Here is a 10,041-nt window from a genome sequence, read left to right as displayed (position 1 = left end):
TGAGTCTTTTGGGTCGCTATAGCAGCCCAAAAGACTCACGGCCCGTGACCAGCGGAAACCTCGAACCTGGCTGGGGATCAGGCGGCGGCGAGGAGGATCTTGCGGAAGTCGTCCGGGGCGTCGGCCATGATGTTGTGCCCGATCGGCAGCGACCGGACGTGCCACGCCGGGTTCTCCCGCAGCCGCTCGTAGGTCGTGGCGAACGGCGTGTTCTCGAACTCCGAGAGGTAGACGTACTCGCGGCGCGGAACGCGGTCCAGCGCGCCGGTGAGCCGGATGCCCTGCACCAGCGTGGCCAGCGGATGCGGCGTCGCCCGCGGGCTCAGCACCGGAAGCGGCTCCACCGAGAAACCGTCCGCCTTCGACCCGTTCAAGTACCAGTCGTGCCAGACGCCGCCGGTCAAGGAGATGACCGAATCACCGTCCTCGGGCACGAAGGCGTCGACGTAGACCAGTGACGCGATCCGCTCGGGCACCCGGTCCGCGACGCCGGTGATCACCATCCCGGCATAGCTGTGTCCACAGAGGACGACGTCGTGCAGGTCGGCCTCCACCAGCAGGCGCACCACGTCGTCGATGTGCGTGTCCAGGTTGATCCCGCCGGTCGGCGCGTCCGCCGGGCCCAGCCCGGTCAACGTCACCGGGTACGCCGCGTGCCCCTCCTCGCGCAGCTCCGCTGCCAGCGGCTCGTACCACCATCCGCCGTGGCAGGCACCGGGAACCAGCACGTAGGTCGCCATGTCCGTCTCCTTCGAGGTCGTCGTGATGACAACACTAGGAGCCGTTTAGGACAGTTTCTGTCCACAGGTTAGATGACCTTGTGGCTGGTCAGGGCTCGTGAGCGTTCAAGCCGGTTCTTACCGGAACGAACGCTCACGAGGACGTGCCGAACCACCCCGGAACGTCGAGGCGGAACGTCTCCGCGGGCGTCATGGTGCGCAGGTCCGCCTCCAGCTCTCGCAGCCGCTGCGCGCCAAGGATTTTCGCCCACTGCGATCGGAGTTCTTCGAAGATCGCCGCCGAGCGGGCGAGCGCCTCGAAGCCCCGGTCGGTGAGCCGGATCAGCTTCCGCCGCGCGTCGGCCGCGTCGTCGGCCCGCTCGACGTATCCGAGGCTCGCCAGGCGATCCACGGTTTTGCCCGCGGCCTGCTTGGAGATGCCGAGCCTGCGGCCCAGCTCGCTGGCCGTCGCGCCATCGCGCCCGATCGCCTGCAGGGCGAACCCGTGCGTCGGGCGCACCTCGGGATGCCCCTGCGCCGCCAGCTCGGCGTGCAGCTGGTCGATCAGCGAGCGGAATCCCGCGAACAGCAGCAGCGGCAGCTCGAATCCGTGCGCCTCAGCCATTGCCATACTCGACAACCTGCTTTACCTTTTCGACAACCATGTTGTCGATCTTAGGTGCCGGATGGCGCCACCTGGAACGGGGGAACATGTTCACCGACCACACGGTGGAGACCGCGCCCGCGGAGTCGCGGCGGGCCATGGAGGCGACGGCCAAGCGCCTCGGCCACCTGCCGGCCGCGATCGGGCGATTGGCCGAGTCGCCGCACCTGCTCGATGGATTCCTGAAGCTCAGCGCCATGTTCGAAGCGTCCACGCTGGACCCGCTGGCCCGCGAGACCGTGATCCTCACGATCGCCACCCGCAACGAATGCCACCTCTGCGTCGCGATGCACACCGCGAAGCTGACCACCATGGGCGCGAGCCCCGGGATCATCGCGGCGCTGCGCGACGGGAAACCGCTGGACGACCCGCGCCTGGAGGCGATCCGGGCGTTCACGCTGCAGGTGGTGGAGCAGGCCGGGGCGGTGGAAACCGAAGTGCTGCAAGCATTCCTGTCGCACGGCTACACGACCCGCAACGCGCTCGAAGCGGTCCTCGGCATCGGCACCTACACGATGTCCACGCTGGCGAACCGGCTGGTCGGCGCGCCGCTCGACGAATGGCTCGAACCCTTCGCCTGGCCGGGCCTCACCGGGTCAGCAGAGAGGTGACCTTCACCGCGGTGCTGTTGATCCACACGTCCGAGTACTCCACCGCCTGGCCATCGCGGGTGTAGGTCACCTGCTCCAGGTACAGCACCGGCGTGCCGGCCGGGATCTCCAGGGCCTCCGCGACGTCCTCGCGGGCGGGATCGGCGCTGAAGGTCCGCCGGCCCTCGGCGACCGGCAGGCCGTAGGACTCCTCCAGCACGTCGAACAGCGAATGCCGCTCGAAGTCGACGTTCTCGATGCCGGGGCAGAGATCCGCGCGCACCCAGTTGACCAGGTACGCGAGCGGCCCCTGCGCGCCCCGGAAGATCCGCACCAGCTTCAGCCCGGGCGTGCCGGGCGGCGCGCCGAGGAGGGCCTGCACGGTCATCTGCAGGCCCTCCAGCCGGGCGCCGACCACCTGGACGTCCAGCGCGAACCCCTGCGCGCGGAAGTCCTCGGACAGCGAGTGCAGCCGCTGCGCGATCCGCGGCTCCAACACGCCCGCGGTGACGAACGTGCCGCGGCCGCGGGTCTGCGTGAGCAGCCCCTCCTCGATGAGGATGGCCAACGCCTTCCGCAACGTTCCGCGGCTGACTCCCAGCTGCTCCGCGAGCGCGGGCTCCGGCGGCAGCTTGTAGTGCGCCGGCCACTGTCCACCGAGGATGTCGTCGCGGAACACCGCCGCGATCTGCACGTGCAGCGGCTCGGGCGCATCGCGCGAGATGCGCGACGTGTCGGCCTTCGTCACCTGACCCCCCGGAGTTGTGCGCCTTCGAAGATCACGACTCAGTATGACGAAGCGGCTTCGTCGCCCGTGACGATCGCGATGCCGACGCTGGTGCCCAGCAGCGACGCACCGGCGTCGAGCAGCGAAACCGCCTGCTCGACGGTCTTGATCCCGCCCGAGGCCTTGACCTGCACGCCCGGCCGGGCGCGTTCGACCAGGTAGGAGATGCTGTCCGGGTTGGCGATCTCGACCGCGCCGCTGCTGGCGTTCTTCAGGTACGCCGCCCCGGCGTCCATCGCCAGCTGCACCGCGCGCTCCCGCTCGGCCGCGGTGAACTTCGGCAGCTCCAGCATGACCTTCACGGGAATCCCGGCGGCTTCCACCACGGCGGCGATGTCGTCGCGGAACTCCTGCTCCATGCCGCTGCGCAGCCAGCCGACCTGCACGCCCATGTCCAGCTGGTCGGCGCCGGCCTCGGCGATGGCACGCGCCTCGGCGGCCTTGCCCGCGGAGGTCATCGAGCCGACGGTGGGGAAGTCCAGGGCGCTGGCGACCTGCACGCCGGTGCCGCGCAGCCGCTCGGCGACCAGCGGAACCCACGACGCCGGAACCATCGCGGCGTTGAAGCCGAAGCGCACGGCCTCCTCGCAGTGCCGGATCATGTCGTCGCGGGTGATGCCGATGTCGATGGCGGTGTGCTGGATGAACGGGGCGAGAGAGGCCGGTTGGTCGGCCGAGTAGCTGGGCACGTCGATCACCTTTCGTCTAGCGAGTGTTCCAACGGTGGTTTGCGTAGCGGTGCGGGTGGCGGCCCCCTGCGGGAGTTACAGCGGCCTTCTCGACTCCGGGATCCCCGACTTATGTATGTCCAATACGCGGCGCTGGGGCTGTCCTCGCGAGAAGACCGCTGAGAACCCGCGGCGGTGCGAGCTGAGTCCCACACCGCAAGCGGCTGCCGCCGCCTATAAAGCAAGCCCTAGATCTTCGGAATGGGGCAGGCCGGGGATCACCTCGTGGTGGGCGACGGCGAACGCCCCGGCCGCGGCGGCGTAGCGGGCGGCACGGCGCAGGTCCCAGCCGCGGCACCACGCGACGGCGAAGGCGGCGTTGAAGGCGTCGCCCGCGCCGGTGGTGTCCACGACGCGAGCCGCCCGGACCGGCGGGATGTGCGTGCGATCGGTGCCGTCGTCCACGAAGGCGCCGTCGGTGCCGCAGGTCAGCGCGATGGTCGAGGAGAACCGGCCGCGCAGCGCGTCCAGCAGGGCGTCCGGGTCGGTGGTGTCCAGGCCGGTCAGCACCTGGGCTTCGGTGAGGTTCGGGGTGAGGACGTCGACCAGATCGGCGGCGTCCTGCGGCAGATCGCGGGCCGGGGCCGGATTGAACAGGACCCGGGTGCCGCGGTCGGCGGCGGTCCGCACCGCGGAAACGACCACGTCGGCGGGGATCTCGTTGCAGACCATGAGCAGGTCGGCGGCGGCGATGACGTCGGCGAAGCCGTCGACGTGCGTCGGGCTGAGCAGGTCGAGGGCGCCGGGCGCGACGATGATCCGGTTCTCGCCGTCGCCTTCGACGAGGATCACACCGGTCATGGTCGAGGCTTCGACGGTGACGACCGCGCTCGCGTCCACACCTTCGCGCTGCCACAGCTCGCGGCCCTGCGCGCCGAGCACGTCGTCGCCGATCGCGGTGAGCAGCGAAACCTCGGCGCCCAGCCGAGCGGCGCCGATGGCCTGGTTCGAACCCTTGCCGCCGGGGCCGAGCGAGAAGGCGGCCTCGCCGAGCGTCTCCCCGCGCCCCGGCATCCGGCTGGTGCGCATGGTCATTCCCGTGCCGTAGCTGCCGACAACCGCGATCCGCATGACACCTCCCTAGATGTACAAAAGTGTACATATCTGATTCTGCTGGTCCCAGATTGACGGGTCAACTGGGCAGACATACAGTACGTCCGGCTTTGCCGAGTGAACAAAGAAGTGAACAATGGCAGCACAGGAGACGTCATGCCAACGCCCGAGCGCATCCCGCTGGTGATCGACACCGACACGGCGCAGGACGACTGCGTCGCCCTGCTCGCGGGTCTGCTCGATCCCCGAGCCGACCTGCGCGCCGTGACGATGGTCGCCGGCAACGTCGACTTCGGCCACCAGGTCCGCAACGCGTACCTGACCTGCAACGTCGCCGGGCGGCTCGGCGAGGTCCCGATCCACCTCGGCTGCCGGCGCCCGATGGTCCGGGAGTGGGAGAGCGCGGAGAACGTGCACGGCGACGGCGCGGGCGGCCTGGCGATGGACATGACGGGCTGCGAACCGGAGTCCGAGCACGCGGTGGACGCGTTGATCCGGCTGGCCGCGGAGAACTCCGGCGAGCTGTCGATCGTCGCGATCGGCCCGCTGACCAACATCGCGACGGCCGTCGTGAAGGACCCGGACTTCGTCCGGAACGTCAAAACCCTTTACGTGATGGGCGGTTCCAACAACGCCCGCGGCAACATCACCGCGGCGGCCGAGTTCAACTTCTACGTGGATCCCGAGGCGGCCAAGACGGTGTTCGCGGCGGGTTTCGAGATCGTCGTGGTCCCGTGGGCGCCGCTCACCCTGGACCAGGCGGTGTTCGCGCAGCCCGCGCTGGACGAGATCGCGGCGCTGGGCACCCCGCTGTCGGACTTCTTCACCCGGGTCTGCGCGGCAACGCTGGACTTCGACCGCAGCGTCGGCATCGACGGCACCACCCACCCCGACTCGCTGACGGCGGCGGTCCTCCTGCACCCCGAGCTGATCCGCAGCAGCGCCCGCTACCACGTCGACGTGGAGACGGCCGGCGAGCTGACCCGCGGCTACGCGGCGATGTCCTGGGGAGTCCACGGCCTGGAGGCGAACGCGACGGTCGTCGAGGAGATCGACGCGGAAGCGTTCTTCGAATACATCAAGGGCCTGCTGGCCACGAAGACCAACCCGGCCCGCGAAATCGCCTGAGTGCCCGGGCTTCACGAGCGAGAGCGCTGAGATGACTGCAACTGCCCCGCCGCGCGTCGCGGCCCGCCCGCCACTGGTGCTCACGGCCCTGCTGGTGGCGGTGGCCAGCTTCCAGATGAACGCGACCATGCTGTCGCCGGCCATCGACAACATGGCCACGACGCTGAGCACGGACGTCGGCACGATCGGCCTGTCCGCGACGGTGTTCCTGTTCGTGGCGGGCCTCGCGGGCGTGGTGCTGCCGCGTTACAGCGACATCATCGGCCGCCGCCGCGCGCTGTTCGGTTCGATCGCGGTGATGGCGGCGGGCAGCCTGATCGCGACGATCGCGCCGAACGTCGAGGTGCTGATGGTCGGTCGAGCCCTGCAAGGTGCTTGCGGCGCAACGATTTCCCTCGGCATCCTGACGCTGCGCGACATCCTGCCGACCAAGCAGTTCGGCCGCTACCTGGGAATCCTGACGGCGGTGAACAGCGGCGTGGCCGGCGTGGACACGCTGCTGGGCGGCGTCATCACGGACACGATCGGCTTCCGGGGCATCTTCGGCTTCACCTTCGTCCTGGAGGTGATCGCGGTGGCGATGATCGGAGCCTGGGTCCCGGACTCGGAGCGCACGGGAACCCGCATGGACTGGAAGGGCGCGGCGGTGATCTGCCTGGCCCTGCTGGGCCTGAACGCATGGCTCTCGCTCGGCCCGACGACGGGCTGGTTCGCCCCGTGGCCACTGGCGTGCCTGGCGGCGGGCCTGGTGCTCCTGGTGGTGTTCTGGCTGGTGGAACGAGGCCAGAAGGACCCGCTCCTGCCACTGCCGGCACTGCGCAGCCGAGGCGTGTGGGGCCTGCTGGTGACGACGTTCTGCACGATGGCATCGATCTTCGCGGTCCTGACGTTCGTGTACCCGACGCTGGCCCAGAACGCGACGGCGGGCTTCGGCTACGACGGAACGACGACGGCGCTGATGTTCCTGATGCCCTACGCCCTGGCGGGCTGGATCCTGGCGCCCCTGGCGGGAACCCTGGCACCGAAGATCGGCTACCGAAAGATGCTACGAATCGGCCTGGTGGGAAACCTAGCGCTGATCGCGGCAACGGTGTTCGCGGTGGAGTCGCCGTGGGCGCTGTTCGCGCTGGTGGCGCTGATGGGAGTGTCGTACGCGGCGTGCGCGGCAACGGCCCTGAACGGAATGGGAGTGATCTACGCGCCAGAGGAGTCCCCAGGAATCCTCCCCGGGCTGAACGCAACAATGTTCAACCTCGGAGCCTCGGTAGGCATCGGAGTCCTGTCGGGCCTTGTGTCCCAGGGAACCCCGGAAGGTGCAACGAACCCGGCAGGCTTCACAACGTCGCTGGTGGTGGCAACGGCGATCTCGGCAGCAGCCCTGCTGGCGTCCTTCGTCCTACCAGGCAAGCAAAGCTCGACCGAGAAGGTCTGACCTGGGCTACATCATTCGACTGCGCGCGTTGTACCGCTTCTCCCTCCGAAACCCCTACAACGAGCACACGCCTCCGTATCGCCAGTAACACTCGGCTAGCTGCGGCGGTCACCGGCGGGACCGGACCTCCTGCGCGACGCGGGCCGCGCCGACTTGCGGGTCCTCGTGTTCCCAGATCCGGATAACCGACCAGCCCGCCTCGGCCAGCAGGCGGTCGGTCTCCCGGTCGCGTTCGCGGTTGCGCCGAACCTTCTCCGCCCAGAATTCGGAGTTTGTCGCCGACTGTGTGTGGTGCTCCGGACAGCCGTGCCAGAAGCAGCCGTCCAGGAACACCGCGACCTTGGCCCGGCTGAACGTCAGGTCGGCAGTTCGACGGATCGCTGGGAGCGGGCGCGTCGACACCCGGTAGCGCAACCCCAGTGCGTGCACAGCGCGTCGCAGCGCCAACTCCGGCTTCGTGTCCCGCCCCTTGTTGGCCTGCATGCTCTTGCGCGTGCCCTCGCTGGAAGCACCCACCGGCCGGCTCGAAGCCATGGTCGTTACTGTACGTCACGGGCCGTGCGTAGTTTAATCGGATGGCTGAACGCGGGGGAGCTCGTCGTCTTCGTACGTCGGGACTGATCGGAGGACCGGTGAGGCGCTTCACGAGTCTGAACATCTGCGCGGGTGCCGGTGGCATGGCGATCGGACTGGAAACAGCAGGTTTCGATCCGGTCATGCTCTTCGATGAGGACGCCGACGCATGCGCCACACTTCGAGCGAACCGTCCGGCCTGGGATGTGCGGCAGCACGATCTGCTCGAGTTCATCGGCAGCGATCGCCCCCAGGTTCTGAACGTTGACCTCTTCGCTGGCGCACCGCCCAGAGTCCCGTACTCGGTGGCGGGAAATCGGCGGACGGTCGAGCAGACGCGCGATCCCTTCCGTGCGGCGGTCTGGCTTGCGGCGGAGATCCAACCGAAAGCGATCCTGCTGGACAATGTGCCCGCGTTGGTCAAAGACGACGCTTTTAAGGCTGAGCGCGACTTCATCCGCGAAGAACTGGGGAACTGCGGATACGAGATGGAATGGGCGGTTCTCGACGCCCAGCGGTTCGGCGTTCCGCAGCGCAGGCTGCACGGTCTGATCGTGGGAATGGCACCGGAGCATCTCGCCCGCTTCTCGTGGCCGGTTGGCAGCGATCACGAGGCGCCGACGGTCGGTCAAGTGCTCCGGGAATCCATGGCGAGTCGTGGATGGCCCGGTGCCGAGGAGTGGAGCCAGCGGGCGAACGAGATCGCTCCGACGATCGTCGGAGGTGCAAAAGGGAGAGGCGGCGCCGATCTCGGACCCTCTCGGACAAAGGACATCTGGGCGCGTATGTTCGTGAACGGGGCGAGCGTCGCGGATCAGCCGCCGGGCGCAGAACACGTCGTCGACCCGGATGACCGCAAGACCTTCCCGAAACTGACGGTGGAACAGGCTGCGGACCTGCAGGGATTCCCTGCCGACTGGTCCTTCTCCGGGCGGAAGACGTCCCGCTTCCGACAGGTCGGACAAGCCGTGCCGCCAGCACTTGCGGAGGCGGTCGGAACGTCGATCGCGGCGGCCTTGGCCGCCGCATGACCGAACATCAGAAGATCGCCGGAGGATCTCGGCATGTGCGGCCCGACCGGATGCTGCCACTCGATAAAGTGACCGCTATGACCGCGAACCCCGACCGCATCAACGTGATCGACCTCTTCGCTGGCTGCGGTGGATTCACGCAGGGGTTCCGGGAGTTCCAACCACCAGACGCTACGACGTCTCCCTTCCGGACGGTGGGAGCCGTCGAGTGGGACATCGCCGCAGCCTCGACCTATGCGGCCAATTTCGCGGAAGAGGCGGGCGGCGCGGACCACATTTTCGCGGGCCGAGACGAAGGTGACATAACCAACTGGGACCCGGAGCAGATCAAGGACGAGGTCGACGTCATCCTCGGCGGCCCGCCGTGCCAGGGATTTTCGAGCCTCGGCAAGGAGGACTCCGACGACCCTCGGAATGAGCTCTGGCAGCAGTACATGCGGGTGGTCAACGTCCTGCATCCGAAGGTTTTCGTGATCGAGAACGTCGACCGCTTCCTCACCTCGCGCGCCTATCAGGAGTTCTATGCGAGCCTTCAAAGCGCCACCGGGCGAGGGGGCGAGCTCCGGGATTACGTGCTGAAGGAACCGAGGATCCTCAACGCCGCGGACTACGGCGTCCCACAGGCGCGGCGGCGGGCCATCATCCTCGCCACCCGTCGGGACCTGATCAGCGAACACCCGGAGGGCGTCGGCCTGCAGTACCCGGAGCCGACGCACGGCAGGAACGTCGTTCAGGCCCTCGATCTTCCGCTCCTTTCGGGGGGACAGGTGCTTAAGCCGTGGGTTCCGGTGCGCGACGTTCTTTCCCGGGGGCCGCGGAAGGTGAAGACCACAAACCTGCCGGACAGGCATAGAGACCTGCTCGGCAAGACGCTTCCCGGAATTTTCCGAACCAAGGAGCTGCACATTGGGCGACAGCCGACGAAACACTCGTTGAGGCGGTACGCGGCCATTCCACCGGGTGGTAATCGCCACAACCTGCCGGAGGAACTCTCCACGGAAAGCTGGATGCGGCATCGCAGCGGCTCCGGCGATGTCATGGGGCGGCTGCACTGGGACCGGCCTTCGGTGACGATCCGCACCGAGTTCTACAAGCCGGAGAAGGGGCGGTACCTGCACCCGGAGGAGAACCGCCCCATCACACATATGGAGGCGGCGCTCCTGCAGGACTTTCCGATGGATTTCAAGTGGTGCGGCAGCAAGGTCGAGATCGCGCGTCAGATCGGCAACGCGGTTCCGGTCGGGCTGGCGCGGGCTATCGCGGGACAGGTCTACGATTACCTGCTCGAGGTGTCCGGTCAGCGAACCGAGCGGGGACTCCGGGACACGGCCTAACG

11 protein-coding genes are annotated in these 10,041 nt (G+C 68.1%); 5 read left to right on the top strand and 6 right to left on the bottom strand.

Going from position 1 to position 10,041, the window contains the following annotated elements:
- Nucleotides 1–77: 77 nt before the first annotated feature.
- Together AB0I53_RS14440 and AB0I53_RS14435 are read right to left on the bottom strand one after the other, a co-directional pair.
- Nucleotides 78–740 carry an alpha/beta fold hydrolase gene (locus tag AB0I53_RS14440; protein WP_358601758.1) on the bottom strand — a complete coding sequence of 221 codons (663 nt, stop codon included), beginning with the start codon at nt 738–740 and terminating at the stop codon, nt 78–80.
- Between the two features lie 133 nt (nt 741–873).
- Nucleotides 874–1,344 (bottom strand): MarR family transcriptional regulator, encoded by a 471-nt coding sequence (locus AB0I53_RS14435; protein WP_358601755.1) that lies wholly within the window; start codon nt 1,342–1,344, stop codon nt 874–876.
- A gap of 86 nt (nt 1,345–1,430) precedes the next feature.
- Here AB0I53_RS14435 and AB0I53_RS14430 point away from each other — a divergent pair, with 86 nt between their 5' ends.
- A complete protein-coding gene (locus tag AB0I53_RS14430) occupies nt 1,431–1,994 on the top strand; it encodes a carboxymuconolactone decarboxylase family protein (RefSeq protein WP_358601936.1) in 564 nt (187 codons plus the stop codon).
- Here AB0I53_RS14430 and AB0I53_RS14425 read toward each other — a convergent pair.
- The 3 genes from AB0I53_RS14425 to AB0I53_RS14415 form a co-directional block, all read right to left on the bottom strand.
- Complete coding sequence (locus AB0I53_RS14425; protein ID WP_358601752.1) at nt 1,972–2,721, bottom strand: GntR family transcriptional regulator; 750 nt, start codon at nt 2,719–2,721, stop codon at nt 1,972–1,974. The genes AB0I53_RS14430 and AB0I53_RS14425 overlap by 23 nt on opposite strands.
- Before the next feature lie 38 nt (nt 2,722–2,759).
- Nucleotides 2,760–3,449 (bottom strand): deoxyribose-phosphate aldolase, encoded by a 690-nt coding sequence (deoC, locus tag AB0I53_RS14420; protein ID WP_358601749.1) that lies wholly within the window; start codon nt 3,447–3,449, stop codon nt 2,760–2,762.
- Nucleotides 3,450–3,662: 213 nt separating this feature from the next.
- A complete protein-coding gene (locus AB0I53_RS14415) occupies nt 3,663–4,559 on the bottom strand; it encodes a ribokinase (protein ID WP_358601746.1) in 897 nt (298 codons plus the stop codon).
- A gap of 138 nt (nt 4,560–4,697) precedes the next feature.
- On the opposite strand from AB0I53_RS14415, the gene AB0I53_RS14410 reads away from it, so the two are divergent.
- Together AB0I53_RS14410 and AB0I53_RS14405 are read left to right on the top strand one after the other, a co-directional pair.
- Nucleotides 4,698–5,669: a nucleoside hydrolase gene (locus AB0I53_RS14410; RefSeq protein ID WP_358601743.1), complete on the top strand. Its 972-nt coding sequence runs from the start codon at nt 4,698–4,700 to the stop codon at nt 5,667–5,669.
- Nucleotides 5,670–5,700: 31 nt separating this feature from the next.
- Complete coding sequence (locus tag AB0I53_RS14405) at nt 5,701–7,101, top strand: MFS transporter (RefSeq protein ID WP_358601740.1); 1,401 nt, start codon at nt 5,701–5,703, stop codon at nt 7,099–7,101.
- 108 nt (nt 7,102–7,209) lie between these two features.
- On the opposite strand, the gene AB0I53_RS14400 is transcribed toward AB0I53_RS14405, so the two are convergent.
- Nucleotides 7,210–7,635, bottom strand: coding sequence for a very short patch repair endonuclease (locus tag AB0I53_RS14400; protein ID WP_358601737.1), 426 nt, complete (start codon nt 7,633–7,635; stop codon nt 7,210–7,212).
- A 41-nt stretch (nt 7,636–7,676) separates the two neighbouring features.
- Between AB0I53_RS14400 and AB0I53_RS14395 the strand changes: the two genes are divergently transcribed.
- Together AB0I53_RS14395 and AB0I53_RS14390 are read left to right on the top strand one after the other, a co-directional pair.
- Nucleotides 7,677–8,705 carry a DNA cytosine methyltransferase gene (locus tag AB0I53_RS14395; RefSeq protein ID WP_358601734.1) on the top strand — a complete coding sequence of 343 codons (1,029 nt, stop codon included), beginning with the start codon at nt 7,677–7,679 and terminating at the stop codon, nt 8,703–8,705.
- A 77-nt stretch (nt 8,706–8,782) separates the two neighbouring features.
- Nucleotides 8,783–10,039: a DNA cytosine methyltransferase gene (locus AB0I53_RS14390; protein ID WP_358601731.1), complete on the top strand. Its 1,257-nt coding sequence runs from the start codon at nt 8,783–8,785 to the stop codon at nt 10,037–10,039.
- The last annotated feature ends 2 nt before the right edge of the window (nt 10,040–10,041 follow it).

This window comes from Saccharopolyspora sp. NPDC050389, assembly GCF_040655595.1.
Classification (GTDB): domain Bacteria; phylum Actinomycetota; class Actinomycetes; order Mycobacteriales; family Pseudonocardiaceae; genus Saccharopolyspora.
The sequence above is the reverse complement of the archived record's forward strand: the minus strand, read 5'-3'. Positions and strand labels throughout refer to the sequence as shown.